This window comes from Brevundimonas vesicularis (genome assembly GCF_027105095.1).
In the GTDB taxonomy this organism is placed as follows: domain Bacteria; phylum Pseudomonadota; class Alphaproteobacteria; order Caulobacterales; family Caulobacteraceae; genus Brevundimonas; species Brevundimonas vesicularis_E.
Genome location: NZ_CP114278.1, coordinates 2,667,470 through 2,691,575 on the forward strand (window position 1 = coordinate 2,667,470; position 24,106 = coordinate 2,691,575).

Here is a 24,106-nt window from a genome sequence, read left to right on the forward strand (position 1 = left end):
TTGCGGACATAGTTAGATCAGTTCCGCTATAGATGGCTTATGACCACCACCACTCCAACGCGCGATGCCGAAGCTACCCGACACGCGATCCTTCGGGCTGCGCTGGACCTCTTCGCTGAGGAGGGTTTCGAGGCGGTCGGAGTCCGCTCTATTGGAGCGCGCGCGGGCGTCGACTATTCGCTGATCAGCCGATACTTCGGTGGAAAGGACGAGCTTTTCGTCGAAGTGATCAAATCTGGGAGCGTGAACTGGCAGCGTCGCTGGGGAGATCGTGAGAGCTTCGCTGAGCGCGTGACGGATGATGTTCTGGCGGTTCCAAATGGCGGAAGGGTGCTGCGCGACTTGCTCGTTCTGATGCGCTCCGCTGGATCAGATAAGGCCAAACGCCTCATCGATGAAGCGTTGGGTGACCAAGGCTTTCGCGACCTTGAAGCATGGATCGGGGGCGAGGACGCAGATGTCCGTGCGCGCCTGCTTATGGGCTTTCTCGCCGGTATGGCCATCACCCGCGATCTGAACAGTAAGTTTGACCTCAGCCACGAACGCGCCGTCGTAATGCGCGAGCAACTCCGTTCAGCGGTTGCTGCTTTCCTCATGCCAGCGACTTGAGAACGCCAGTCCGCTTTCCACTCTTAGCGGACGAACGCCGGGTCCGCTGAGCCGCCAGGCGCGACGTCACTGACGCGGAGCTTCACCAGATCACAGGCTCTGAGCTTTGCATCCAGTGCACAGTTAAACATCGCAAGGTCGCGTAAGCGGATGCGGTCCTTACCGATCACGATTGACAAAATCCTGGACTGATTAACCGAAGTCAGCATCCACCGTGCCGGGTCAATACCCAGCCTCAGCCATTCTCCGGTTCCTAGTCTGGCTTGTAGGTGGGCTTTGCTGGCGGAACGATGTAGCTCAACGTCACGATCCCCGCGGCGATCAGTCCAGCACGCCAATTCCAGAGTGCCAAGCCGAATGCCGCCCAATAGGCAGCGGCAGTTAGGCCATATTTGATGGTAAGGCGGCGAAGATAAGCCTCGGTCAGCCTTCGATCGGGAAGACCTCTCGCGGTGGCGTATACCCAACGAAGAAACCACCAAGTCGCCGGTGTCGCTGCTACGCCCAGATACCATAGGGCGGCGGTGGTACTCTCCGCATCTCCGCCGAGGTGTTCGACCAACGGTCGCGCAGGAAACGGAGTGATGCTGACGGCAGCCAGAAAGCCGATGCTCAGCAGATTGTAGCCGTGGTCGGTCTTCTCCAGCAGCTTGCCACTGAAATGGCTGTACGCTCAGTAGAGGCCGATCAGGACCACGCTGAGAACGTAGGCGCCGTACTCCGGCGCCAACTTCAGATACGCCGCTGCGAGGTCGCCCTCCTCCGGTTTCGGCGCGTGCAACTCGACCACAGGAAGGGTGAACGCGATCGCAAGTACCGCGTCCATGAACGCCTCAAGGCGATCCGATTTGCGTTCGGTTCCTTCGAGAGAGAAGATCGCCATCTGCCGCTACAGCATTTCGAGCGGGCGTCGGTCCGCTGGGCGGGGAAATGCCGCGTCGAGTGTCGCAATGTCGGCGTCTGAGAGGACGATATCCGCGGCCGCGCGGTTCTCCCGCACGTGTGCGATCGAACTCGCTTTCGGGATGGCGATGAGGCCATCGTGCCGCAACGTCCAGGAGAGTGCCACTTGGGCAGGGGTTGCACCGACCTCGGCTGCGATCTTTTCGAGAGCGGGATGGCTTGAGAGTCGTCCCTGCTCGACGGGACTATACGCCATCGCTGGCACTTTATGCTCGGCGAGCCACGGCAACAGGTCCAACTCAGGGCCTCGACGGACGAGATTGTAGAGGATCTGATCGGTCACGCAGCCATCTCCGCCCGCAGCGACAAGCTCGTCCATATCGTCGGTATCGAGGTTGCTGACACCCCAATGCCGAATCTTCCCTGCCGATTTCAGCGCCTTCATTGCCTCCACCGTCTCAGCGAGCGGCACCGATCCCCGCCAGTGGAGCAGATAGAGGTCGAGCCGATCAGTGCCGAGCCGCTTCAGGCTCGCCTCGCACGCACCGGTAAGGCGGGAGCGCGATGCGTTCTGTGGATACGCCTTGCTGACGAGGAACAACTCGTCGCGACGGTCGCCGAGCGCTTCGCAGATCAGCACTTCCGCCGCACCGTCGCCGTACATTTCCGCTGTATCGACGAGCGTCATACCCAGCTCGACACCGGCGCGCAGCGAGGCAATTTCATCGGATCGCCGCTCGGCACGCTCACCCATCTTCCAGGTGCCTTGACCCATTGAAGGAACCACTTCCCCGCCGGGCAATGTCACGTGTTTCATGTGCATCCGTCCTATTAGATCAGTTCGACTGTTCGGTCGCGGGAGGCGGATTGGCAGATGACCACCATGTAACGGTCATATCGCGGCAGGCCATCGATCGAGTGCCATTTTGGCGATGGAGAGCAGTTCGTTGATCGTAGCGCCGTCGCGCGCCTGAACGGACATGCCTTCCATGACAGTATTGATGAATTTGCCTAGCACGGCCGGATCGGTGTTGGCCGCGAGCTCGCCCTGCGCGGCGCCGCGTTGCAGACGCTCGATCAGGAGGGCCTCCGCCGCGATACGCTTGTCGCGCAGCAGGCATTCGATGGCGGCGGACGCCGGCGAAACGGCTGCCGCTGCCGAATACATGAAGCAGCCGGCCGGCGTTCCAGGTTCCGAGAATGATGACGCCGCTCGATCCAGCAGGCCTTTGACGGCCTCGTAGGTGGACAACGCCGGATCGTTGATGGGTGCGTAGAGGTGGACGCTAAACGTCGCAGCGTAGCGCTCGATCACCGCCGCAAACAGCCCCGCTTTGTTGTCAAACGCTGCATAGAGACTGGCGGCGGCGACGCCAGTCTCCGCCACCAGATCGGCCATCGATGTCGCCTCGTAGCCGCGCTGCCAGAACAGCCGCACCGCCTTGTCGAGCGCAGCGTCAGTGTCGAACACACGTGGGCGACCTGCGCGGCGACGGGCTTTCGTCTCTGTCATCTCTGGTGCACGATATGGAACGATCGATAAATAATATCTTGAAACTGGTGGTCCGCTACCTTACAGAACGGTCATTCAATAATCAAGGAGTCTCCCATGAGCCGCATCGTCCGTATCCACGAATATGGCGACGCCAGCGTCCTCAGGATTGAAGATGTGGCAGTCCACGCGCCCGCGGCCGACGAAGTGCAGATCGCGGTGAAGGCGATAGGCATAAACCGCGCCGAGGTGATGTTCCGCAACCATGCCTACCTTCAGGAAGCCGAGTTCCCGAGCCGCCTTGGCTATGAGGCTGCCGGCACTGTCGCTGCGGTCGGTGCGGACGTTACCGGGTTTGCGGAAGGCGAAGCCGTCAGCGTCATTCCCCCACTCGATATCGCGCGCTGGGGCACTTATGGCGAGGTCGCAAACGTGCCCGCCCGCCTCGTCGTCAAGCATCCTGCGGCGCTGTCGTTCGAGGAAGCGGCGGCCGTATGGATGCAGTATGTCACCGCCTGGGGTGCGCTGGTGGAGCAGGCGAAACTCGGCGAGGGCGATTTCGTCATCGTCACTGCTGCCTCCAGCAGCGTCGGCCTTGCTGCCTTCCAGATTGCGCGGATGGTCGGCGCGACGGTAATCGCGACGACGCGTACCGGCGCCAAGCGCCAGGCCCTGATCGATGCCGGTGCACATCATGTCGTCGCGACCGGGGAAGAGGATCTGGTAGCGAGGGTGATGGAGATAACCGATGGTCAGGGTGCGCGCGTGGTGCTCGATCCCGTCGGAGGCCCGTCGTTCGAGCCGCTGACCGAGAGCATGGCACGCGGCGGCATCCTGCTCGAATATGGCGCGCTCAGCGGCGAACCGACGCCGTTCCCGTTGTTCTCCGTGCTGGGCAAGAGCCTCACGCTCAAGGGGTATCTCTACAGCGAGATTGTCTCGGACGATGCCGCCCTCGATCGCGCCAAGGCGTTCATCGTGGCGGGTCTGGAATCGGGCTCGCTCAAGCCGCGGATCGCGCGCACTTTCCCGCTCGACGCCATCCAGGACGCTCACCGCTTCCTCGAATCGAACGACCAGATCGGCAAGGTCGTCGTTACGGTCTGACCGGCATACCGGGGGAGTGAGCGATCGCTCCCCCTTCCCCGACAGAGAATCGGACCCTCGGAGCCCATGCCAAAGCTGCTCGTGGCGAAGGCTTGAGAGCATGACCGCAACCTCGCCCGATCAGAAAAACGCCCAGCTCTGTGCAGGATTGAAACTCCCCCCCTGTATAGTATGCTGGAGCGATTTCTCGGGAAAACGCGATGCCACATTCATCAGAGGACAAGAAGCGAGCCATCACACGCTTGCGGCGCATCAAGGGTCAGGCGGACGCTCTGGAACGCGCGATCGAAGCGGGGGCCGATTGCGCTCCCCTGCTGCAGCAAATTGTCGCCATGCGCGGTGCGACAAATGGACTGATGGCAGAAGTGATGCAGAGCCATCTCAGGGAAACATTCGGTGCGGGCGCGGATCGGGCCGTCGGAGGCGCAGGTGGCGAGCACGATGACGGCGTGGAGGGCGTAATGAAGATTCTGCGTACTTATCTCAAATGACGATTTCAGGCTCATTTTCCTGCCCGTGTCCTCCCGCACTCAGAAGCCAGCCCCTGCTGCCTTCTCTGGTTTGAGATCCTCGTCAGGACACCTCTTGTATACTGCTGGGGAGTATGATAAACATACTCCCTGCCAGTATGAGAATGTCGACGAATTTGCGCTGACGCAACAGCCTCGCGCCAGCAATCAGTTTAGTCCAACGAGGGTATCCCAACATGAAATCTCGCGCCGCTGTAGCCTTCGAGGCGGGCAAGCCACTCGAAATCGTCGAGATCGATGTCGCCCCACCCCGGAAAGGCGAAGTCCTCATACGGGTGACGCACACCGGTGTGTGCCACACCGACGCGTACACGCTGGCGGGGAGTGATCCGGAGGGTGTTTTCCCGGTGGTTCTGGGCCACGAGGGCGCGGGCATCGTTGTCGAGGTCGGCGAAGGCGTCACCAGCGTCGTGCCGGGCGATCACGTGATTCCGCTCTACACTGCCGAGTGCGGCAAGTGCGACTTCTGCCTGTCGGGCAAGACCAACCTGTGCGTCGCTGTCCGCGAAACGCAGGGCAAGGGCTTGATGCCCGATGGGACCACCCGCTTTTCGTACAATGGTCAGCCTCTCTATCATTACATGGGCTGTTCAACCTTCAGTGAATATACTGTCGTCGCCGAAGTCTCGCTCGCCAAGATCAATCCCGAGGCAAACCCCGAACATGTCTGCCTGCTCGGCTGCGGCGTCACGACCGGCATCGGCGCAGTCCACAATACCGCCAAAGTCCAGCCCGGAGACTCGGTTGCCGTGTTCGGCCTCGGCGGCATCGGCCTCGCGGCGATTCAGGGTGCGCGCCAGGCGAAGGCGGGTCGCATCATCGCCATCGACACCAATCCGTCCAAGTTCGAGCTGGCGCGCCAGTTCGGCGCGACCGAGTGCATCAACCCCAAGGACCATGACAAGCCCATCCAGCAAGTGCTGATCGAGATGACGGGCTGGGGCATCGATCATACCTTCGAGTGCATCGGCAACGTCCACGTCATGCGCGCCGCGCTTGAATCAGCGCACCGTGGCTGGGGTCAGTCGATCGTGATTGGCGTTGCCGGCGCGGGCGAGGAAATCTCCACCCGCCCATTCCAGCTCGTCACGGGCCGCGTATGGAAGGGGTCCGCTTTCGGTGGCGTCAAGGGACGGACTGAGCTCCCCGGCATGGTCGAGGACGCGATGAGAGGCGATATCGATCTGGCCCCGTTCGTAACCCACACGATGGGTTTGGAGGAGATCAACGAGGCCTTCGAACTGATGCATCAAGGCAAGTCGATCCGCTCGGTCATTCACTACTGACCCATCGATCCAAAGCGGCGCGAAGCGCTCGAATCGACAACTCGCCCGTCATCATGGCCCGACCCCGGCCATGATGACGCGCGCTCTGGCAAATGGGCAACGCGTCGCGATGCGGTAACAGGGGCCGAAGTGCGGTCGTTACATGCCGATAGCGGCACTGACCAGGTCCGCCTGGCCCAGGCGCTTACCAGCGGAGTGTGTGTGGTCTCGTCGCGCGACCCAACGGGAAAAATGGTTTTGTCGTAACCGTTGTCTGATGCTGAAAAAATATTTCAAAGGTGCCGAACATCGGGCCAGCCTGGCCGTTGGACGTATTGAGTCGGAAATGCATTCATCTGTCGCCCGACTGTGATGAACCACGGGGCGCACGGGCGTATAGGGCAGGAAGACTGAATTGAAGAGCAAGGATATTCACGCGAGGACGCCGGCCACCGATCATGGGCATACGGGGCCGCCCGCTTGCGTGCAGGTTCGCGGCGCGCGCCAGAATAACCTCAAAAATATTGACGTCGATGTACCGCGCGACGCCTTCGTGGTGTTCACCGGCATATCGGGCTCGGGCAAGTCATCGCTGGCTTTCGGCACGCTCTACGCCGAAGCGCAGCGGCGTTATCTGGAATCGGTTGCGCCCTATGCCCGTCGCCTGATCGACCAGGCCGGCGTGCCGGAGGTCGACGTGATCGACGGTTTGCCGCCTGCGGTCGCGCTGCAGCAGCAGCGCGGCTCGGCCAACGCGCGATCCTCGGTCGGCAGCGTGACGACGCTCTCCAGCCTGGTGCGGATGCTCTATTCGCGCGTCGGCGAATATCCGCGCCATCAACCCATGCTCTATGCGGAGGATTTCTCCCCCAACACGGTCGCGGGGGCCTGCGCGACCTGCCACGGCATCGGCCGCGTATATGACGCGACCGAAGAGACAATGGTTCCTGACGACAGCCTCACCATTCGCGACCGGGCGATCGCCGCCTGGCCGACCGCCTGGCATGGGCAGAACCTGCGCGATATCCTCGTTTCGCTCGGCTATGACGTCGACACGCCGTGGCGCGACCTGCCGAAAAAGGATCGCGACTGGATTCTCTTCACGGAAGAGGCGCCGACGGTGCCGGTCTATGCGGGTCTGACGCCCGAACAGACCCGGGCGGCGCTCAAGCGCCGCATGGAGCCGAGCTACCAGGGCACCTTCACCGGCGCGCGCCGCTATGTGCTGGAAACCTTCGCCAACACTAAAAGCGCGCTGATGAAGAAGCGCGTCTCGCAATATATCATCGGCCGCGATTGCCCGACCTGCGACGGCAAGCGCCTGAAGCGCGAAGCCTTGTCGGTCAAATTCGCCGGCCTCGACATTGCCGAGTTCGGCGACCTGACGGTGCTCAAGCTGAAGGACTTGCTGATGCCCGTCGCGCATGGCGCGTATGGGGCGGTCTCAGCCCCCTCAAAGGGCCATGTTCTGGAAAAAGCGGCCCGCGATGCAGCGGTCGAACAACGGGTTGCGGCGGGCGGCTCTGCGCACAAGAGCGCGCCCGACGTACGCCGCACGCCCAATCTCTCCGACGAGAAGCGGATCGCCGCCCAACGCCTTGCCTGCGAATTGATCGAGCGGCTGGACCCGCTGATCGATCTTGGCCTTGGCTACATTTCGCTCGACCGCAGCACGCCGACGCTCTCCTCCGGAGAGCTGCAGCGCTTGCGGCTTGCCACGCAATTGTCGTCACAGCTTTTCGGGGTGGTCTATGTGCTTGACGAGCCTTCGGCAGGGTTGCACCCGGCAGATGGCGAAGCCTTGCTCACCATCCTCGAGCGTCTCAAGGCGGCGGGCAACTCCCTGTTCGTCGTCGAACATGATCTCGACGTGATCCGCCGCGCGGAATGGCTCGTCGATGTCGGGCCAGGAGCCGGGGAAAAGGGCGGTGAAGTCCTCTACAGCGGGCCGATAGAGGGGCTTGCCGACGTCGAGAGTTCGATCACCCGCCGCTACCTGTTCGCAGAGCCGGTCCGCAGTGAGCGCACACCGCGCGATCCCAAGGCATGGCTACGCCTGGAAGGGATCAGACGGAACAATCTCCATGGTCTCGACGTCGAGTTTCCCATCGGCTGCTTCACCGCTGTCACCGGCGTTTCGGGATCGGGTAAATCCAGTCTTGTCAGTCAGGCGCTACCCGAGCTCGTCACGGAACACCTCGGCGGCTCCCCCGCGGCTGATGAGGAGGATATCGATCCGCTGCTCGATGTTGCGCAGAACGACACTGAAGGACGCATTGTCGCAGGCATGGAGCATGTTCGCAGGTTGGTGCGGGTCGATCAGAAGCCGATCGGCCGCACGCCGCGCTCGAACCTATCCACCTACAGCGGCATGTTTGACCATGTGCGACGGATCTTCGCTGATACGCCGCTCGCCCGCCGGCGGCACTACAGCCCGGGAAGGTTCTCGTTCAACGTCGCGCAAGGCCGCTGCCCTGTGTGCGAGGGCGAGGGATACGTCATGGTGGAGCTGCTATTCCTGCCGAGCGTTTTTGCCCCGTGCTCGACCTGTCATGGCTCGCGCTACAACCCGCAAACGCTCGAAGTCGAATGGAACGGGCGCAATATCGCCCAGGTGCTCGAACTGACGGTCGACGATGCGTGCGATTTCTTCGCTGGCGAGGCATCTGTAATGCGCTCCCTCGACGTGTTGCGGGAGATCGGTCTTGGCTATCTGAGGCTCGGTCAGCCGGCGACCGAGCTGTCTGGCGGGGAGGCGCAGCGCATCAAGCTGGCGACTGAACTGCAACGTGCTCAACGCGGCAACACGATCTATATCCTCGACGAGCCAACTTCGGGGCTTCACCCCTCCGATGGCGACCGGCTGATGCAACACCTGCAGGGCCTCGTAGACGCCGGCAATACCGTCGTAGTCGTCGAACATGACATGCGCGCCGTCACGCAGGCGGACTGGATCATCGACCTGGGACCGGGGGCTGGAGAAGATGGGGGCCGTATCGTTGCCAGCGGCGTCCCTGGCGTCGTTGCGGAAGCGAAAGGCAGTCTCACCGCCCGCTATCTCAAGGCGGCGCTGTAGGTCGTAAATCTGGCCGAACGCACGTTCGACCAGGTGCATCTCAACCACACGGCGGAATGGGTCGGATCTGGAAGCGGGAGCCGGCGATGTGTCACCGCGGTTGACGCGGCTTAGGGTTTGAATGCCCGCCAGGTGCGCCGTGTCCGTGTGCTACGCAGCGTGGCGGACGGCCAATCGCTGGCCACCCGCAACGCTTGTTTTGTGCGGACCTTCTCCAGGGAGAGGGTCCTCACATGGTTCGTCGAAACGCCCCGTCTTAACTCCCTGCTGGGAGCGCTGCGCCCCCACCTTCTGCGATTTCTTCAACGAGTTTGGTACAGAAGGCGGGCAGATCATCGGGATCGCGGCTGGTAACAAGGCCTTTGTCGACCACGACTTCCTCATTGGTCCATGCACCGCCAGCGTTCTCGATATCGACCTTCAGCGTCGAGTAGGACGTCAAGGTGCGACCCTTGAGTACGCCCGCCTCGATCAATGTCCAGGGTGCATGGCATATAGCCGCGACAGGTTTCTTCTGATCGAAGAAAGCCCGGATGAAACCAATCGCCTCGTCGCTGCCGCGCAGCTTGTCGGCACCGACAGTCCCTCCGGGCACAACAAGCCCGTCGAAATCGTCGGCTTTGACCTCGGAAAACGTCTTGTCGATAGTATAGCTGCCGCCCTCGTCAAGATCGCCATTGACTGTGCGAGCCTTGCCCGGTTCAAAACTGACCACGGTAACTTTGCCACCAGCGTCCTCGACAGCTTGCTTGGGCTTCGAGAATTCTGGTTCTTCCGTTCCACGAGGTGCGATCAGAATAGCAACTGATTTGCCTTTCAAAGTCATAATTTATTTCCTATCCGTCGAAAGTCAGGCACCCGGTTTGAGCACGACCTTCGTCCAACCAGCATCGCGTTCGTCGAAATGCTTGTAGGCGTCTGGTGCCTGATCAAGCGGCAGTCGGTGCGAGATGATTTGGGCAGGATTGGCCCGGTCTCGCTCGATAAGCTTCATCAGTCGCCGGTTGTAGTGCTTTACATTGCACTGGCCGGTGCCGATCTTCTGGCCCTTGAACCAGAAGTTGCCGAAGTCGAACGCCATCTTGCCTTCCTTCTGGAGATCGTCGGGCGCGTTCGGGTCTTCCGGAATGAACACGCCGACGACGCCGATGCCTCCGGTGGCCTTCGTGCTTTTGACGAGGCAGTTCATCGTGTAATTGCTGCGCTCCTTGCCGTGGCGATCGCAACACTGATACCCGACCGCCTCGACCCCCCGGTCGGTCCCGAGGCCGCCGGTCGCGTCAAGGATCTGCTGGGCGGGATCGCCCTTGCGCATGTCGATCGGAATAGCGCCCATCGCCTCGGCCAGTTTCAGGCGGTCATCGTGAGAATCGACCACGAAGATCTGAGAGGCGCCGCGGATTTCGGCTGAGTGCGCGGCCATCAAGCCGACCGGACCGGCGCCGTAGATCGCGATGCTTTCGCCCGGCTGGAAACCCGACAGTTCGACGCCATGCCAACCGGTGGGGAAGATGTCGGAGAGCATGACATAGTCATCCTCCTTCTCCTCAGCGTCCTCAGGCAGCTTCAGACAATTGAAGTCCGCATAGGGAACGCGCATCAACTCGGCCTGACCACCCTGCCACGGACCCATCTCGGCAAAGCCATACGCTGCGCCGGCGGTTCCAGGGTTGGTCGTGAGGCAGAAACCCGTCAAACCGCGTTCGCAATTTTCGCAGAAACCGCAACCGACGTTGAACGGCATGCACACGCGATCGCCCTTCTTGATGCGATCTACGGCAGCGCCGACTTCGATGACCTCGCCAAGGTTTTCGTGACCGAAAACTTTGCCCTTCTCAAAGCTGGTGCGGCCCTCATACATGTGAAGGTCCGACCCGCAGATATTGGTCGTGGTCAGCCGGATGATAACATCGGTCTGCTTTTCGATCTTGGGATCATCGATGGTATTGACGGAAACATCTTTGGGCCCGTTGTACACGACAGCTTTCATGGATCTTTTCCTTTCGCAGCTCTTCTCAACGCGTCATCAAATCGAGAGCTTGGTAATGATCCGGTCCATCGCAACGGCGGAGGACATCGCACCCTTCGAAGTGATCTCAGTTTCCTGAACCATCTGCTACCTGAGAGGTTCCTTCCCGTAGAGCCATCCCGGGATCGATTCACGGCGGTTTTCTGAATGACCGGACCAGAACCGCCCAATAACGCGCCAAACGGAAGCGACCCGCGCCGCGCGGGAGGCGCGCCCGGCGCCCGAGCCGCCGCCGTCGACTGAACCGCCGTGACTGAGCCAGCGCCGTCGCGCCCGGCACCGCGCTCCAAAGCTCAGCCGCCCGCCAACGCCTGCGCCGCCGCCTCGGCCACGCCCTGGTCCTGCTTGCCGGTGCCGCCCGACACGCCCACCGCGCCGATCACCGTCTCGCCCTCCTTGATCGGCACGCCCCCGGCGAAGATCATCACCTTGCCGTCGTTAGAGGCATGGATGCCGTAGAAGTCGGCGCCCGGCTGGGCGAGCTTCGCCAGCGCCTTGGTCTCGACGTCGAACGCGCGCGCCGTCCACGCCTTGCCGATCGCGATGTCGACGCTGCCGCGCCACGCGTCGTCCATCCGCGCGAACGCTAGGAGGCAGCCGCCCGCGTCCACCACCGCGATGTTCATCGGGTTGCCGATCCGCTCGGCCTCCGCGATCCCCACATCGATGATGGTCCGCGCGTCGTTCAGGTCGAGCGTTTGGGTAGTGCGCATGGTGTGTCTCCGTGGTCAGTTCGTGGAACACCGCTCAACGCACGCCGCCGCGCCCGGGTCCACCCCCCACGCGGGCGATGAGAGCGACGCGCTAGGGTGCCGATCGCTCCGCTATTTCGCAGCCAGCAGAGTGAACTTGTGAATCTGCGGCGGTTCAGAGAACAGTTCTTCTGCCTTCTCCATCAGTGCGGCGGCAACCTTGCCGTCAAGATGGGCCTGCCGATCCTCCTCTGTGTCGAACGTATCGAAGATCGCGTACGCACCGGGACCTTCCTCGATCGCATACCAGGTCAGAGTGCCCGGCTCAGCTTGAACGAGCGGCAATGCCGAGGTCAGGAAATCGACGACATCGCGCTCTTTTCCGGGCTTGGCCTTCAGCGGTACATACAGGGCAAGTTTGGGCATAATTGACTCCTCGAGTAAAACGGACAGATATCATTCGGCAAAGTAACGGACGAGCGGGCCGGTACGTTCCCCATAGGCGGAGCACACGCGGCCCCGCCTCCTCGTCGAAATCAGAACTCCTGTGCGGTCGGCCGGATGACGATCGCGTTGACGTCGACGTCATCAGGTTGTTCGACAGCGAACGCGATAGCACGCGCCACCGATGCCGCCGGAATGGCCTGCTTGTAGAAGTCCAGCACCGTCTCGGCAGCCGTGCCAGAGGTCGTGAACTTCAAATCGCTTTCGACAGCTCCTGGCTCGATTGACGTGACCCGGACCTTTTCCCCCACCTCGTGGCGCAAGCCCTCGCTGATCGCGCTGACGGCGAACTTGGTGCCGGAGTAGACCGTGCCGCCTGGTGCGAAGACCTTGATGCCCGCAACCGAGCTCAGGTTGATGATGTGGCCGCTGCCCTGCTCGAGAAAACCGGGAAGGGCCGCCGCGATGCCGTAGAGCGTACCCTTCAGATTGACGTCGATCATCTGGTCCCACTCGTCGGTGTTGACCTCGGCCATCGGACGGATCGGCATCAGCCCGGCGTTGTTGATCAGCACGTCGAGGCGGCCGAAGTCGGCAATGATTGCGGCGACGACGGACTGGACCGCCGACTTGTCGGTCACGTCCAGCGCGTACCTACGTGCCGTGCCGCCGTTTGCGGCGATGTCCGCGACGACCTCATCGAGCCTGTCCTTGCGCCGTGCGGCGATGGCCACCTTCGCGCCGCGTTCCGCGAGAAGACGCGCGGTTTCTGCGCCGATGCCGGTGCTGCCGCCGGTGATGAGAACGACCTTACCTTCGATACCCTTGGTCATGACTGTATTCCTTCAAGTCAATTGTTGATTTTCGCCGGATCGCGGCTCCGCGGGAGCCCGCCCGGCCTGGTGGGGTCACCGCGAGCGCAACAGGACGGGAGCGGCGCCCACCTTGATGCGGAGCAGCTCGTAGGGCTTGCGGCGCAGGTCTCGGCCGCCGTGGAAGCCGGGCTGGCGGTGGAGCTGGTTGGCGGTGAAGTAGAGATATCCGTCGGTGCCGATCGACAGCGTGTCGGGCCAGCTGATGCGCGGGTTGCTGACCACCGTCGTCCAGCGGCCCTGGTCGAGCACGCGGATTGCGTTGTTCTCGTAATCGCCGGCGAACACGCGGCCCTTGTCGTCCTCGGCTATCCCGTCCGAGGCGCCTTTGCGCCCCAGGCTGCGGACCGCGCGGCCCAGCTCCTCCTCGGACACCGCGGGATCGCGCAACAACGCCGTGGGCACCGCGTGAAGCGTGCGACCCGACAGCGGACCATAATACAGCAGGCTGCCGTCGGCGCTGAGCGCAATCGCGTCGCTTGCGATCGTGACCGGCGTCGTGGGGCCGTCAGCCGGGCGGTTCATGAGCACCGCGCCATCGACAACCGGGGTGAAGCCGGGCTCGGGGTTGGTCGTCGCATGGTTCGACAGGCGCCGGATCGCCCGCCCGCTTGCGATATCGACGACGATGATGCCGCCGATCCCCTCGTTGCTGCTGTCGGTGATGTAGGCGACGCCCTCGGCGCCCTGACGCAGATCGAAGCGCACGTCGTTGAGGTAGGTCGTGGGCAGCACCACGCTGGGCGGCAGGACGATCGTCTTCACCACCCGGTCGGTCGCAAGGTCGATTGCCACCAGCTTTGCACCGCCGGCCTGTGGTTGAGAGAATTTGGGCGCCGCCGTGTCGAGCACCCAGAGGCGATTGGCGCCGTCGGCCACCACGCTCTGCACCGAGATGAAATGCCCAGCCGGGTCGGCCGGATCGGGCTGGTTGGTCGCGGCGTCGGGATAAGGCACCGCCTTGCCGTCGACCAGCTCGGCAACCGTGAACGGCGCGTTGTCGCCCCATTGCGGGAAGTTGACGAAGATGCGCCCGTTGGGGGCGACGGTCACGCCAGTCGGCATCGCGCCATCGAAGGTCGCGACCTGTTCGATCTGGGGCGCGGATGCACCCTCGCGGGTCGTCGAGCAGGCGGCAAGCGAGAGGGCAGCGCCAGCGGCAAGAAGCAGTTTGACGGAGGTTTTCATGGGGTCATTTCCTCGAGGATGCGGCCCGCTTCGTGGGGCTCGGACCGGAGATATTGCGGGGGCGCCTTGACCGATGCGCCAAGCGCGGCGGCGGCGTGCCAGGGCCAACGCGGCTCCCACAGCGCAGCGCGGGCTATCGCTATGGCGTCGGCATGCCCGTCTTCGAGGATGCGCTCCGCCTGGTGCGGATCGGTGATCATTCCGACCGCCACGACAGGCATGGAGACCGCGTCCTTGACCGTCCGCGCCAGCGGCACCTGATAGCCGGGACCGACAGGGATCTGCTGGCGCGGGTCGAGGCCGCCGCCGGAGACGTGGATTGCCGAACAACCGCGCCGCTCCAGCTCCTGTGCAAACAATGCGGTTTCCTCCGCTGTCCAGCCGCCTTCAACCCAGTCGGTCCCAGAAACGCGGACGGTCACCGGGCGGTCGGCCGGAAACGCTTCGCGCACGTCATCGAACACTTCGAGCGGGAACCGCATCCGGTTGTCGAGGCTGCCGCCGTATTCGTCGCCGCGCCGGTTGGAGATCGGCGAAAGAAACTCGTGGAGCAGATAGCCATGCGCGACGTGGATCTGGATGGCTTCGATGCCGAGCCTGCCGGCGCGCCGGGCGGCATCCGCGAACGCCTCCCGGATGCGGGCAAGCCCTGACTTGTCCAGTTCGACAGGGGGATTGTCGTCCGGAGCGAAGGGAATGGCGCTGGGTGCCACGGTCTGCCAGCCATTCTCCGCATCGGGGGCGATCTGCGTTCCGCCTTGCCACGGCTTGGCGCAGCTCGCCTTGCGGCCGGCATGGGCCAGCTGGATGATCAGCGGCATGTCCGACCAACGGCGCACACTTTCGAGCACGCTTCGCATCGCCGCTTCGGTACGGTCATCGTACAGGCCGACGTCACCGTAGGTGATGCGCCCTTCCGGGCTGACCGCGGTCGCCTCTATCGTCAGCGCGCCCGCGCCCGAGAGCGCCAACTGGCCGAGATGCATCTGGTGCCAGTCGGTCATCGCGCCGTCGACTGCCGAATACTGGCACATCGGCGCGATGACGATGCGGTTGGCGAGCCGCAGCCCGCCAACCTCAATCGGTTCGAACAATTTCGCCATCACCATTCGCCCGTGTTGGGCATGGAGGCCCAGGGTTCGGCCGGAGCCTTGTGTTCGCCCTTCTGCAGCAGTTCGATCGAGATCCCGTCCGGCGAGCGGACGAACGCCATGTATCCGTCACGCGGGGGGCGATTGATCGTCACGCCGCCCGCCTGCAGCCGCGCGCACGTTTCGTAGATGTCGTCGACCCCGTAGGCGAGATGGCCGAAGTTTCGGCCGCCCGTGTATTTCTCGGAAGCGCTGCCATCCTCCGGCGGCCAGTTGTACGTCAGCTCGACCTCGGCATCGCCCTGCTCGCCGTCGCCGCGGAAATCCTCGTCGGCGGCAAGGTAGATCAGCGTGTAACGCCCGGCCTGGTTCTCCATGCGCCGGGTTTCCTTGAGACCCAGCAGCGTGAAGAAACGGATCGCCGCCTCGGGATCGGCGACGCGCACCATGGTGTGGAGATAGCGCATGATCAGGCGACCTTGTCCTTGAGGGCTTCCATCACGAGCTCCGCGGTGCGGGTAGCGCTGGCGGGGTTCTGGCCGGTCACCAGATTGCCGTCGCGCAGGGCGAAGGGGGCAAAATCGGGGCCGCCCTCGTGCTTGCCGCCGAGTTCCTTGAGACGCGTTTCGAGCAGGAACGGCACCGCCTGATCGAGGCCGACCGCGCGTTCCTCGCTGTCGGTGAAGCCCGCGACACGGCGATCGGCGACGAAGGGCGTGCCATCGGCCTTTTTCGCTGAGACCAGCCCCGCCGGTCCATGGCAGACGGCGGCGACGATCTTGCCTTCGCGGTCGAAGCGTTCGACCAGGCGCGCCAGTTCGTCGCTGCCGGGGTAATCGAACATGGTGCCGTGGCCGCCGGGCAGGAACAGCGCGTCGTAGCCGGCGGGATCGATGCTTGTGAATACAGGGGTGCTGGTAACCTCGGCCTTCAGGGCCTCGTCCTTAAGATAGCGCTCGACCGAAGCGTCGTTCTCGCCGTCGGCGTTGACGCTGCGCTGGTCGACGGGGATGGCGCCGCCCTTGATCGAGGCCAGCGTCACCTCGGCGCCCGCATCGCGGAAGGCATAATACGGGGTGGTAAGTTCCTCGAGCCAGACACCCGTCGGTTCGGTGCCGGGAATCATTCGGTCGGCGGAGGTGGCCACCATGAGAATGCGGGTCATCGTCAACTGTCCTTTTCCATTGATGTCGGGGACACGAGCAAACGCAACCGGCGCAGCCGCACCCGCCACAAAGACAGCGGTGAGTGCTTTCAGCAGTTGGCGGCGATTTTGCATTCAATCGTTCCTTTCGGCGGCTTAGATACGCAGGGAACGGCATCATGAAATCCAGCGGGAATGGCGGACGGCCATAAATCCGGTTATGGAACCGGAATGTCTCTCCTGCAGTTGCGCACCTTCGTCGAAGTCTACCGCCGTCGTTCACTGAGCGAGGCGGCCCGGGCAATCGGCATCACCCAACCGGCGGCGTCGCAGCACATCGCATCGCTCGAGGCGCAACTGGGCCGTCCCTTGTTCGATCGCCATTCGCGCGGCGTCCGACCGACAGCGATCGCCGACGATCTCGCTGCTTCAATCGGAAGCAGCCTCGATACGGCGGAATCGGCACTGGCCAGCGCGCGGGCCCGTTCGTCCCGCATCTCGGGCACGGTCCACATCGCCGCGCCGTCGGACCTGCTGGGCGAAATGATCACGCCCCGACTGGCTCCGCTGCTGGAAGCAGGGCTGGACCTGCGGCTGCATATCGGCGGGCGCGAGGCGCTTTATGCCATGCTCCTCGAAGATAAGGTGCACCTGGCCGTCACCGCCTCGCAACCCGAAGATCCGCGGTTGGCCTTCCATGCGCTGGGCGAAGAGCATCTGCGCGCCGTAGCCTCACCCGCCGTGGCCATGCGGATTGCCGAATTGCCGCTTGCCGACGGGCTCAACCGGACGGCCCACCTCGCCTACGACCTCGACCGGCCGCTGCTGCGAACCTGGCTCCATGCAAACCAGCTCGAGCTGACGAGCCAGCCCGCGTTGACCGCGCCCGATTTGAGAGTATTGCGATCGGGATTGTGCGCGGGTCTCGGCTGGACGGTGATGCCCGGCTATCTCACCCGCAGCGAACGCGCTGCCTGCACGCTGATCGAGATACCCGCCCCGGTCACGGTGCCGCGCAACGCTTACTACCTCGTCTGGGCACGCTCATCGCTGCGACACCCGCGCGTGGCCATGGCTCGGGACGCGCTGATTGCTGCACTCCGAACATAATGGTGGCCACACCTGTTGGGCCGTGAGCGCAATGTCGGGTCTGAACCAGTTGAGCGCTGGCGGAACAAAGGGCGGCTTTCGGGATCGTCGGCGACAAGGCCGAACGGCCGGATGTGGGGCACAAAGCGCTCATCCTAGGAATGAAAAGGTTGTGTCGTCCCCTGCCCCAAAGTCGGCCACCTCTGTTCGGATCCTCAGGCGGGACTCGAACTCACGTTAAATAATTGGGATCTTTCCGACCAATCCCGTTGCGGAAGGGCTGGGGCACGCCGTTGCACTAGCGTGAGAATCCGGCTGTGAGCCACAGATCGCGGCTGGGGGTCTTGCCTGATTTCGCACTGCCCGAGGATACCCCAAAATACCCCCATAAAGGCCCCGGCTTCAAGCGAACACTGCCGTCAACCAGCTGACTCTTAATCAGCGGGTCCCAGGTTCGAGCCCTAGCGCGCCCACCATATTTCCCTTATTCATCAATCAGATACAGATCCAGCGCCTCACATCAATGGGTCCTGAACCTAAGAGCCCGAAGCTGACCGAACCATATCCAAACGCCCCGCAATTGCAGCGGTAGTCCAGTCTTCAAACCCTGGAAAATGCTGGGAGCCCGAGATGTGGGCCAATGAGTCCAACTTTCTGTGTCGGAGTCTAGCCTGCTGTGTCGTCCGACACTTGCGTCGCGCTCGAAACGATTCGAACGTCCGATCTTCAGATTCGTAGTTGGATGCCGTCAGCGGACGCTCCCAAAGTCCGATATGAGTCAAATAACGTCCTTTGCCATTTAGTGAGATCGGTGATTTGGCGGGCAGGCTGTCAGCAATGATCGCTAAGCCCAGCCCAATGTCAGACATCATCAGGGGGCACCGCGCGAGCAATCCGCGCCAAGGCTTCCGCCAGATGGGCCTGAACCACGGTGCGCTTGATGCCGAGTTGTTGGCCGATCTCTTCAAAGGACAGCCCCGCCATCCGGTGCAGCAGGAACACGTCCCGCAGATCGGCCGGGAGTTGGAGGATCGCCTTGGCTAGGGCGCGCTTCTGATCAGCGGCAGTTGAGCGCCTTAAAATGCGTCGTGGTGAGGCCTTCTGGCGGTTCATGTGTCTGCCTGCCCGTTGTCATCCATGGCGGTTGCAACAGCCGATAGAAGGCCGCCGACCACTTCCTCTGCAGTTTCCGGCGTCATCAGGAGCACGGGCTTGCCCTGCCCAAAGGATAATGCCCCTGAAGCATAGAGCGGGCTGAGGGTGGCGATCAGTTGAGGAAGTCCGTCTGGCAGATGACGTAGGCCTGCCATACGAGCGCATCTCAGCGCCTTGTTCAGATCATGCCGCAGATGGATGCGGTTCCAGTTGTCCGTGATCCCGCACTGAAGAAGATAGGCCTTCAGAGCCAGCTCAGTGGCGATAGCCAGATAGTAGGCGCGAGACCCGTCAATCTCCGAGTTTCCGGCTTGTGCTATTTCCTTGAAAGCCCGGGCGTTCCCCGCAAGTACCTGGGCCAAACGTCTATCGGGGCGCCAACGAGCGCGTGTCACGACGGATGCTTCAAACGTGAGAGATCGCGGGCGGCCCTGACGATCAGTCCATGCACGATGCGGTTTTCTTCCGGCGCCAGGAGGCGTTCAGCGACTTGCAGGTTCGCAATGACGCCCTCGATATCCTGAGCCGGTACCTTGGGCAGAAAGCGTAACCAGCGGCGAAGGCGGCGGTCCATCAACCGCAGGCGGGTGTTTGTGTCAGTAAGTCCGCAGGCCCGCTCCGCCCTATCGCGATCCGCGTCTGACAGGGCAAACCAACCCGGCTGGCGCTCAAGCCGCGCCAAGGCCACCGCCCAAGTGTCTAACTGCCGGGCATACTCGTCATTGAGCGCCAGCCATTGTTGGTGCCAAGATACCCTCTGGAAATCAGGCATGCGGAACCTCCCGCGCAAACGCTCGGTCGCCCAGTCATCGCTGAACGGTGGAGTTTGATGGAATCTCCATTACACTCGACCGAATTTCAGCGACGATGTCAACGAAATTCCATCATCAAGAGAGGAATTTCAGTCATGATGCATGCTGTGCAGGTTCGTATGGCCCGTGCTGCGCTCGGAATTAGCGTTCGCGAGTTGGCAGAACGATCCGGTGTCGCGGACTCCACCATCCTGCGATTTGAGACCGGCAAAGGCGCAATCCTCACCACCAATATGGCGCGGATTCAGAACTCACTCGAGGAGGCTGGTGTCGTGTTCATTCCAGCAGACGCTGCTGGCGGACCAGGCGTTCGACTGAAGGCCTGATCTTCACCAGCGTCGTTATGGCGGACCCACGCCGGGCCGCGAAAGGCCTGTCAGGGGTGAGCGCGGCACGTGCTCATCGCTCCGCGACGGCGCAGCCGCCCTTGACCGGCCGAGAGCGGCCCGGTCCGCTCAGACAGCCAAGACGCACAGAAAAGGCGCGATTTACCGCGCCGCTTCAAAGAGATGACCGCCAAGGCAAGGTGCACGCTCGGCGCACGCCTTGACCTATCAAGTTGAAATACGACGAGGAATCATCACCCCACCCCCGCCGCACCTTGTGGCTTTTATCTTGCCCTCTCTGTTTTGGCGTCTTTGTTGCCTCGATCGCCCGGTATCGGACCTTGGCACCATTGAGGGATCCGCACCAAGCGAGCGCGCGGGCAGCAGTCAGCATCGCACCCAGACCCGCCAGGAGTTGTCCTGCGGTGGCTCGGGCCCGCACCAATAGCGACCGACCTTGAGTCTCGCACACTTTACCGTTCAACTTGTCGTAGAGGGCCCGAACCTCCAACATCGGGAAAAGTCAGGGGGTGAGGCGATGGATTGGAAACCGCACTGTTACAGGGCCGGCTCGCACCTCGATGCCGTCGACGATCTGCCTGCGGGTGAAGATCTTGAGAAGTTCATTGAGCGGTCCCGACGCTATATCGAACCTTGGTTGTCGGCCGTCTTCCAAGCCGAGCATCTGAATCTGGTGCTGGGCAGCGGGTTCACATCAGCGGTCGCTTTTGCCGCTGGCGGCCGAGCGGCAGACATGGGCCAGATCGCCTTCGGTAGCGCCTATGATGCAAGTATCAATCGGCACGCTGAGACCACCGCTCAATCAATGGGCCGAGGGGCGGCAAACATCGAAGATCAGTTCCGTAGCGCCCTCGCCGTTCTTGAGGGGCTGACAGTCACAGACGAGGCAGCTGCAACGGCGTTCAAGAGGCAGATTGATGCCAAGATGTTGGATTTCCTGCGCAGCATTCTGGCGACGGAACGGGCCATATCAGGGGCCCACCAAGATGGTCGGCTGAAAGCTGAAAGCCTCCTCCAATCCTTCCTCTTGAGCTTTGCCAGTCGTTCGGCGTCCCGCGAGCGCCTGCACGTCTTCACGACGAATTACGAGCGGTTGATCGAGCACGGCTGCGATCTTGCCGGTCTTCGGATCGTTGATCGTTTCGTCGGTGCGCTCAATCCGCTTTTTCGATCATCGCGGGTCGAACTGGATATGCACTACAACCCGCCAGGAATTCGAGGCGAGCCTCGGTTCATGGAAGGCGTCGTGCGGGTGTCGAAACTGCACGGGTCGATCGACTGGCAGTTCGATAAGGCGTCGAAAGTGATCCGGCGAGTCGGCATTCCTTTCGGTGCTGCCGACGACCACACGGACATTCCGCAAAGTCCAATCGATACGGTGATGATCTATCCCAACCCTGCAAAGGACGTGGAGACCACCGCTTACCCTTACGCCGAGATTTTCCGCGATATGGCGGCAGCCGTCTGTCGCCCCAACGCCGTTGTTGTCACCTACGGCTATGGGTTCGGAGACGATCATATCAATCGCGTGTTGCTCGACATGCTCTCGATCCCGTCCACGCACATCGTCATCATAAGCTATGGCGTCGATGATCGGCTAAAGAACTTCTGCAAAAAAGGTCCGAACGGCCCAAGTCTCGCTTCTTTGCGGATCGCATTTCGGCGGCCTCGAAAATCTCGTCGAACATTATCTGCCGAAGCCGGCGCTCGACTACATCACCGGCCGCCTGTCTGACATCCTTCGACGGCGGCCAGATATCGCTCCGGTCCGTGAAGCAGCAGTCGATCAACCTGGACCGGACATCGCCGGCGGTGGCGGAGAAGGAGCGCAGGGATGACCAGCGCCATCGAACGCCTTGCTGAACTCGTCATCGGTTCAGTCGAGTCGGTTGCGCCCGGTGAGATACGGATCCAGCTCGAGCTTGAGGCTCCGCACACAACAGCCCTCAATACAGGGACGCCGTCGTCGTTTCCGAGGCTCAACAGCTATGTCGTCATCCCGAATGAAGCTGGCGCGACCGTCGCCTACGTCCACTGGATCGGGATCGAGCGTTCTCCGTACCCGAAACGGGCAGGCCTCAAAGACTTTGGCCTCATCGACCTTCCTTTCCCGCTGAGGAAGATGTGGGTGGCCCCCGTTGGCACTCTTCGGTCGCGACGCGACAGCGCGTCAGGTACGGTAAAATACGAACTGTCGCGAGGGGTAAGCGCCTTCCCTTCTGTCGGCGACCAAGTTCTGATTCCGACGCCCGAACAGATCGACGCTATTGTCGGCGGAAAGGACTCGGAGAAACGCGTCCGGATTGGCGCATCACCGCTCGCGGCCGATGCAGCGATCAAGGTCGATCCAGACAAGCTTTTTGGGCGCCACCTCGCCGTCTTGGGAAATACCGGCAGCGGAAAATCGTGCAGTGTTGCCGGCCTCATTCGCTGGTCACTGGAGGCAAGTAAGCGAGAGATTGGTGGCGAGAATCCTACGCCGAATGCGCGCTTCATTATCCTGGATCCGAATGGAGAATATTCCAAGGCCTTCAACGATCTGGGTGGGCAAACGCGTGTCTTCCGTGTCCCTCCGGTAGCCGACGACGTTCGACCGTTAGACGTTCCAGCGTGGCTTTGGAGCGGCCACGAATGGACTGCCGTAGCCCACGCGCAGCCTGGTGCTCAGCGCCCACTTTTGATGCAGGGGCTTCGTGAGCTAAAAGGGGGGAATATTCATGGTGTGCCAAGAGAGGCCATCGTTCGAAGATACCTTGGATCGTATGTAATCCGGATCGTGGCGCTTCTAAATCAAGGCGCTCCAGCGTTCAGCGGTAGCGTGCCAGCTCGCTTTTCTGCAGCCCGACTCCTTGAAGGAATACGAGACGACACGCTGGCGTTCGTCGATGATATGGACGTCGCCTATCACGACCCACTGCGCGAGATTTCAGTCGCGGCAGGCGAGGTTCTAGACAACCGTAGCTCCGGCAATGGCTATTTCAACGACTTCAGCTTCGATGACCTTGAAGGCGTGCGCGATCAAATCCAGGCGCTAATTCGCGACCTTCCGGAAGCCGTCGAACTCATCGGCACGAGCGAGGATTCCCCTACATATTTCGACGTGAACCAACTGCCTGCTCATCTTGAGCAGATCGCCACCGAACAAGGAGGCAATCTGGCGGCGTTCATCTCGACGCTGGGTCTTCGGATTAAGAGCATGCTCGCGGACCAACGGCTCGGCCCTGTCATCTCCCGCGACCCGCCCACAACCTTCGAGGACTGGCTGAAAGACTATGTGGGCGATGATGGCGCTAGCAACGGACCGCTTGCGGTCATTGACCTTTCGCTCGTGCCCGCCGAAGTCGTTCATATCGTCGTCGCCGTCACAGCGCGGCTGATCTTCGAGGCGCTCCAACGATATCGACGCGTCCATCCTGAAGGGAAGACGCTGCCGACGGTCCTGGTACTTGAAGAGGCTCATTCCTTCATCAAGAAGGGCGGCGATATCGATGCCTTGTCACCGAGTCACCTTTGTCGAGAGACGTTCGAGCGCATCGCTAGGGAAGGCCGAAAGTTCGGATTAGGTCTCGTGCTGTCCTCGCAGCGGCCATCCGAGCTATCTCCGACGGTGCTGGCTCAATGCAATACGTTTCTGCTGCATCGCCTCGTCAACGACGCCGACCAAGGCCTCGTGTCTAAGCTCGTGCCCGACAATGTAGGGGGACTTCTCAAAGAATTGCCGAGCCTGCCTTCGCGACAAGCTATCCTTCTTGGGTGGGCGACGCCCATCCCGATCCTCGTTGAAATCGATGAACTGCCGGATGCGCACCAGCCGCAATCGAAAGACCCCGATTTCTGGGATGTCTGGACACAGAAATCGCCGCGCGAATTGAACTGGCAGGACGTCATCGCTGAATGGATGCCTGCGCAGCCTGGTGGTGGACCCCCAATCGCTGACGGGGGAGATGGTCCCGCCGGGCCTGACGCGCCAGATCCCCTGCTCGATATCGTAGGCGATTGATCGAGTCCCTCCGATCAGTCGCCGAAGATCACAGCCGGTCGCGTTCCGAGCCCCTTCGCTTAGTCTAAAAGAACGCTCAGCAGATGGAACAGTCGAATCTCGCCATGCCTGATGCGCGATCAGTCATGCTGTCCGATTTGAGTGCAGTGCGCTGGAGCGACGGTTGGGCTCAATAGATTAGGATTCGTCCATCTGAGCTGCCTCACGCGCCAGCCGCTCAGGCGTGTCGAACAGAATGGTCTCGGGCCGGCCCATCTGGAG

The 24,106-nt window shown here is 62.0% G+C and carries 24 protein-coding genes and 1 pseudogene; 9 read left to right on the forward strand and 16 right to left on the reverse strand.

Annotated elements, in window-relative coordinates; translation table 11 throughout:
* The first annotated feature begins 39 nt into the window (after positions 1-39).
* Entirely contained in the window at positions 40-609 is a 570-nt protein-coding gene (locus O2K97_RS13325; RefSeq protein WP_249750291.1) for a TetR/AcrR family transcriptional regulator, read from the forward strand.
* Between the two features lie 47 nt (positions 610-656).
* On the opposite strand, the pseudogene O2K97_RS13330 reads toward O2K97_RS13325, so the two are convergent.
* The 4 genes and pseudogenes from O2K97_RS13330 to O2K97_RS13345 form a co-directional block, all read right to left on the reverse strand.
* Positions 657-758: pseudogene (locus tag O2K97_RS13330) on the reverse strand (integrase); the annotation flags it as partial.
* A gap of 524 nt (positions 759-1,282) precedes the next feature.
* Positions 1,283-1,492, reverse strand: a complete 210-nt coding sequence (locus O2K97_RS13335) for a TMEM175 family protein (protein WP_249750290.1) — start codon at positions 1,490-1,492, stop codon at positions 1,283-1,285.
* A 6-nt stretch (positions 1,493-1,498) separates the two neighbouring features.
* Positions 1,499-2,329, reverse strand: a complete 831-nt coding sequence (locus tag O2K97_RS13340) for an aldo/keto reductase (RefSeq protein ID WP_249750289.1) — start codon at positions 2,327-2,329, stop codon at positions 1,499-1,501.
* Between the two features lie 75 nt (positions 2,330-2,404).
* Positions 2,405-2,983 carry a TetR/AcrR family transcriptional regulator gene (locus O2K97_RS13345; protein WP_249750288.1) on the reverse strand — a complete coding sequence of 193 codons (579 nt, stop codon included), beginning with the start codon at positions 2,981-2,983 and terminating at the stop codon, positions 2,405-2,407.
* A 138-nt stretch (positions 2,984-3,121) separates the two neighbouring features.
* Between O2K97_RS13345 and O2K97_RS13350 the strand changes: the two genes are divergently transcribed.
* The 4 genes from O2K97_RS13350 (at position 3,122) to O2K97_RS13365 (ending at position 8,982) form a co-directional block, all read left to right on the forward strand.
* The gene (locus O2K97_RS13350) at positions 3,122-4,111 is read left to right on the forward strand and encodes a zinc-dependent alcohol dehydrogenase family protein (RefSeq protein ID WP_249750287.1); all 990 of its coding nucleotides are present in this window, start codon (positions 3,122-3,124) and stop codon (positions 4,109-4,111) included.
* 200 nt (positions 4,112-4,311) lie between these two features.
* Entirely contained in the window at positions 4,312-4,602 is a 291-nt protein-coding gene (locus O2K97_RS13355) for a metal/formaldehyde-sensitive transcriptional repressor (protein ID WP_184279026.1), read from the forward strand.
* Positions 4,603-4,817: 215 nt separating this feature from the next.
* A complete protein-coding gene (locus O2K97_RS13360) occupies positions 4,818-5,927 on the forward strand; it encodes an S-(hydroxymethyl)glutathione dehydrogenase/class III alcohol dehydrogenase (protein WP_088582808.1) in 1,110 nt (369 codons plus the stop codon).
* A gap of 463 nt (positions 5,928-6,390) precedes the next feature.
* Positions 6,391-8,982, forward strand: coding sequence for an excinuclease ABC subunit UvrA (locus tag O2K97_RS13365; RefSeq protein ID WP_314123113.1), 2,592 nt, complete (start codon positions 6,391-6,393; stop codon positions 8,980-8,982).
* Between the two features lie 256 nt (positions 8,983-9,238).
* Here O2K97_RS13365 and O2K97_RS13370 read toward each other — a convergent pair whose 3' ends face one another.
* The 9 genes from O2K97_RS13370 to O2K97_RS13410 all read right to left on the reverse strand — a co-directional run bounded on the left by O2K97_RS13370 (position 9,239) and on the right by O2K97_RS13410 (position 16,577).
* Entirely contained in the window at positions 9,239-9,808 is a 570-nt protein-coding gene (locus O2K97_RS13370; protein WP_249750285.1) for a type 1 glutamine amidotransferase domain-containing protein, read from the reverse strand.
* A 24-nt stretch (positions 9,809-9,832) separates the two neighbouring features.
* On the reverse strand, positions 9,833-10,972 hold the full coding sequence (locus O2K97_RS13375; protein WP_269219638.1) for a glutathione-independent formaldehyde dehydrogenase: 1,140 nt from the start codon (positions 10,970-10,972) through the stop codon (positions 9,833-9,835).
* Positions 10,973-11,304: 332 nt separating this feature from the next.
* Positions 11,305-11,724 (reverse strand): GlcG/HbpS family heme-binding protein, encoded by a 420-nt coding sequence (locus tag O2K97_RS13380; protein ID WP_249750281.1) that lies wholly within the window; start codon positions 11,722-11,724, stop codon positions 11,305-11,307.
* A 111-nt stretch (positions 11,725-11,835) separates the two neighbouring features.
* The gene (locus tag O2K97_RS13385) at positions 11,836-12,129 is read right to left on the reverse strand and encodes a putative quinol monooxygenase (RefSeq protein ID WP_249750280.1); all 294 of its coding nucleotides are present in this window, start codon (positions 12,127-12,129) and stop codon (positions 11,836-11,838) included.
* A gap of 110 nt (positions 12,130-12,239) precedes the next feature.
* Positions 12,240-12,980, reverse strand: coding sequence for an SDR family oxidoreductase (locus tag O2K97_RS13390; protein ID WP_249750279.1), 741 nt, complete (start codon positions 12,978-12,980; stop codon positions 12,240-12,242).
* Between the two features lie 75 nt (positions 12,981-13,055).
* Positions 13,056-14,207: a major royal jelly family protein gene (locus O2K97_RS13395; protein WP_249750278.1), complete on the reverse strand. Its 1,152-nt coding sequence runs from the start codon at positions 14,205-14,207 to the stop codon at positions 13,056-13,058.
* Positions 14,204-15,310 carry an NADH:flavin oxidoreductase/NADH oxidase gene (locus O2K97_RS13400; RefSeq protein WP_249750277.1) on the reverse strand — a complete coding sequence of 369 codons (1,107 nt, stop codon included), beginning with the start codon at positions 15,308-15,310 and terminating at the stop codon, positions 14,204-14,206. Before O2K97_RS13400 ends, O2K97_RS13395 begins: the two co-directional genes overlap by 4 nt.
* A complete protein-coding gene (locus O2K97_RS13405; protein ID WP_269219639.1) occupies positions 15,310-15,765 on the reverse strand; it encodes a VOC family protein in 456 nt (151 codons plus the stop codon). The genes O2K97_RS13400 and O2K97_RS13405 overlap by 1 nt, the downstream gene beginning before the upstream one ends.
* A gap of 2 nt (positions 15,766-15,767) precedes the next feature.
* On the reverse strand, positions 15,768-16,577 hold the full coding sequence (locus O2K97_RS13410) for a type 1 glutamine amidotransferase domain-containing protein (protein WP_269219640.1): 810 nt from the start codon (positions 16,575-16,577) through the stop codon (positions 15,768-15,770).
* 96 nt (positions 16,578-16,673) lie between these two features.
* Between O2K97_RS13410 and O2K97_RS13415 the strand changes: the two genes are divergently transcribed.
* Entirely contained in the window at positions 16,674-17,552 is an 879-nt protein-coding gene (locus O2K97_RS13415) for a LysR family transcriptional regulator (protein ID WP_207823005.1), read from the forward strand.
* An 840-nt stretch (positions 17,553-18,392) separates the two neighbouring features.
* Here the strand turns inward: O2K97_RS13415 and O2K97_RS13420 are convergent.
* From O2K97_RS13420 to O2K97_RS13430, 3 genes are read right to left on the reverse strand one after another with little or no spacing between them, the layout of a single operon-like run.
* A complete protein-coding gene (locus O2K97_RS13420; protein WP_269219641.1) occupies positions 18,393-18,644 on the reverse strand; it encodes an RNA polymerase sigma factor in 252 nt (83 codons plus the stop codon).
* Entirely contained in the window at positions 18,641-19,048 is a 408-nt protein-coding gene (locus O2K97_RS13425; protein ID WP_249750273.1) for a hypothetical protein, read from the reverse strand. Before O2K97_RS13425 ends, O2K97_RS13420 begins: the two co-directional genes overlap by 4 nt.
* 29 nt (positions 19,049-19,077) lie before the next feature.
* Positions 19,078-19,458: a hypothetical protein gene (locus tag O2K97_RS13430; protein ID WP_249750272.1), complete on the reverse strand. Its 381-nt coding sequence runs from the start codon at positions 19,456-19,458 to the stop codon at positions 19,078-19,080.
* 135 nt (positions 19,459-19,593) lie between these two features.
* Here O2K97_RS13430 and O2K97_RS13435 point away from each other — a divergent pair, with 135 nt between their 5' ends.
* The 3 genes from O2K97_RS13435 (at position 19,594) to O2K97_RS13445 (ending at position 23,845) form a co-directional block, all read left to right on the forward strand.
* Positions 19,594-19,824, forward strand: coding sequence for a helix-turn-helix domain-containing protein (locus O2K97_RS13435; protein WP_269219642.1), 231 nt, complete (start codon positions 19,594-19,596; stop codon positions 19,822-19,824).
* A gap of 538 nt (positions 19,825-20,362) precedes the next feature.
* A complete protein-coding gene (locus O2K97_RS13440; protein WP_269219643.1) occupies positions 20,363-21,580 on the forward strand; it encodes an SIR2 family protein in 1,218 nt (405 codons plus the stop codon).
* 99 nt (positions 21,581-21,679) lie between these two features.
* Positions 21,680-23,845: an ATP-binding protein gene (locus O2K97_RS13445; protein ID WP_269219644.1), complete on the forward strand. Its 2,166-nt coding sequence runs from the start codon at positions 21,680-21,682 to the stop codon at positions 23,843-23,845.
* Positions 23,846-24,106: the final 261 nt, after the last annotated feature.

Excerpts from the sequence above, each read along its gene's own strand:
- O2K97_RS13325 (WP_249750291.1), top strand. The coding sequence starts at position 40 with ATGACCACCACCACTCCAACGCGCGATGCCGAAGCTACCCGACACGCG.
- O2K97_RS13335 (WP_249750290.1), bottom strand. The coding sequence starts at position 1,492 with ATGGCGATCTTCTCTCTCGAAGGAACCGAACGCAAATCGGATCGCCTT.
- O2K97_RS13340 (WP_249750289.1), bottom strand. The coding sequence starts at position 2,329 with ATGAAACACGTGACATTGCCCGGCGGGGAAGTGGTTCCTTCAATGGGT.
- O2K97_RS13350 (WP_249750287.1), top strand. The coding sequence starts at position 3,122 with ATGAGCCGCATCGTCCGTATCCACGAATATGGCGACGCCAGCGTCCTC.
- O2K97_RS13355 (WP_184279026.1), top strand. The coding sequence starts at position 4,312 with ATGCCACATTCATCAGAGGACAAGAAGCGAGCCATCACACGCTTGCGG.
- O2K97_RS13360 (WP_088582808.1), top strand. The coding sequence starts at position 4,818 with ATGAAATCTCGCGCCGCTGTAGCCTTCGAGGCGGGCAAGCCACTCGAA.
- O2K97_RS13370 (WP_249750285.1), bottom strand. The coding sequence starts at position 9,808 with ATGACTTTGAAAGGCAAATCAGTTGCTATTCTGATCGCACCTCGTGGA.
- O2K97_RS13375 (WP_269219638.1), bottom strand. The coding sequence starts at position 10,972 with ATGAAAGCTGTCGTGTACAACGGGCCCAAAGATGTTTCCGTCAATACC.
- O2K97_RS13380 (WP_249750281.1), bottom strand. The coding sequence starts at position 11,724 with ATGCGCACTACCCAAACGCTCGACCTGAACGACGCGCGGACCATCATC.
- O2K97_RS13385 (WP_249750280.1), bottom strand. The coding sequence starts at position 12,129 with ATGCCCAAACTTGCCCTGTATGTACCGCTGAAGGCCAAGCCCGGAAAA.
- O2K97_RS13390 (WP_249750279.1), bottom strand. The coding sequence starts at position 12,980 with ATGACCAAGGGTATCGAAGGTAAGGTCGTTCTCATCACCGGCGGCAGC.
- O2K97_RS13395 (WP_249750278.1), bottom strand. The coding sequence starts at position 14,207 with ATGAAAACCTCCGTCAAACTGCTTCTTGCCGCTGGCGCTGCCCTCTCG.
- O2K97_RS13400 (WP_249750277.1), bottom strand. The coding sequence starts at position 15,310 with ATGGCGAAATTGTTCGAACCGATTGAGGTTGGCGGGCTGCGGCTCGCC.
- O2K97_RS13405 (WP_269219639.1), bottom strand. The coding sequence starts at position 15,765 with ATGCGCTATCTCCACACCATGGTGCGCGTCGCCGATCCCGAGGCGGCG.
- O2K97_RS13410 (WP_269219640.1), bottom strand. The coding sequence starts at position 16,577 with ATGCAAAATCGCCGCCAACTGCTGAAAGCACTCACCGCTGTCTTTGTG.
- O2K97_RS13415 (WP_207823005.1), top strand. The coding sequence starts at position 16,674 with ATGTCTCTCCTGCAGTTGCGCACCTTCGTCGAAGTCTACCGCCGTCGT.
- O2K97_RS13420 (WP_269219641.1), bottom strand. The coding sequence starts at position 18,644 with ATGAACCGCCAGAAGGCCTCACCACGACGCATTTTAAGGCGCTCAACT.
- O2K97_RS13430 (WP_249750272.1), bottom strand. The coding sequence starts at position 19,458 with ATGCCTGATTTCCAGAGGGTATCTTGGCACCAACAATGGCTGGCGCTC.
- O2K97_RS13435 (WP_269219642.1), top strand. The coding sequence starts at position 19,594 with ATGATGCATGCTGTGCAGGTTCGTATGGCCCGTGCTGCGCTCGGAATT.
- O2K97_RS13440 (WP_269219643.1), top strand. The coding sequence starts at position 20,363 with ATGGATTGGAAACCGCACTGTTACAGGGCCGGCTCGCACCTCGATGCC.
- O2K97_RS13445 (WP_269219644.1), top strand. The coding sequence starts at position 21,680 with ATGACCAGCGCCATCGAACGCCTTGCTGAACTCGTCATCGGTTCAGTC.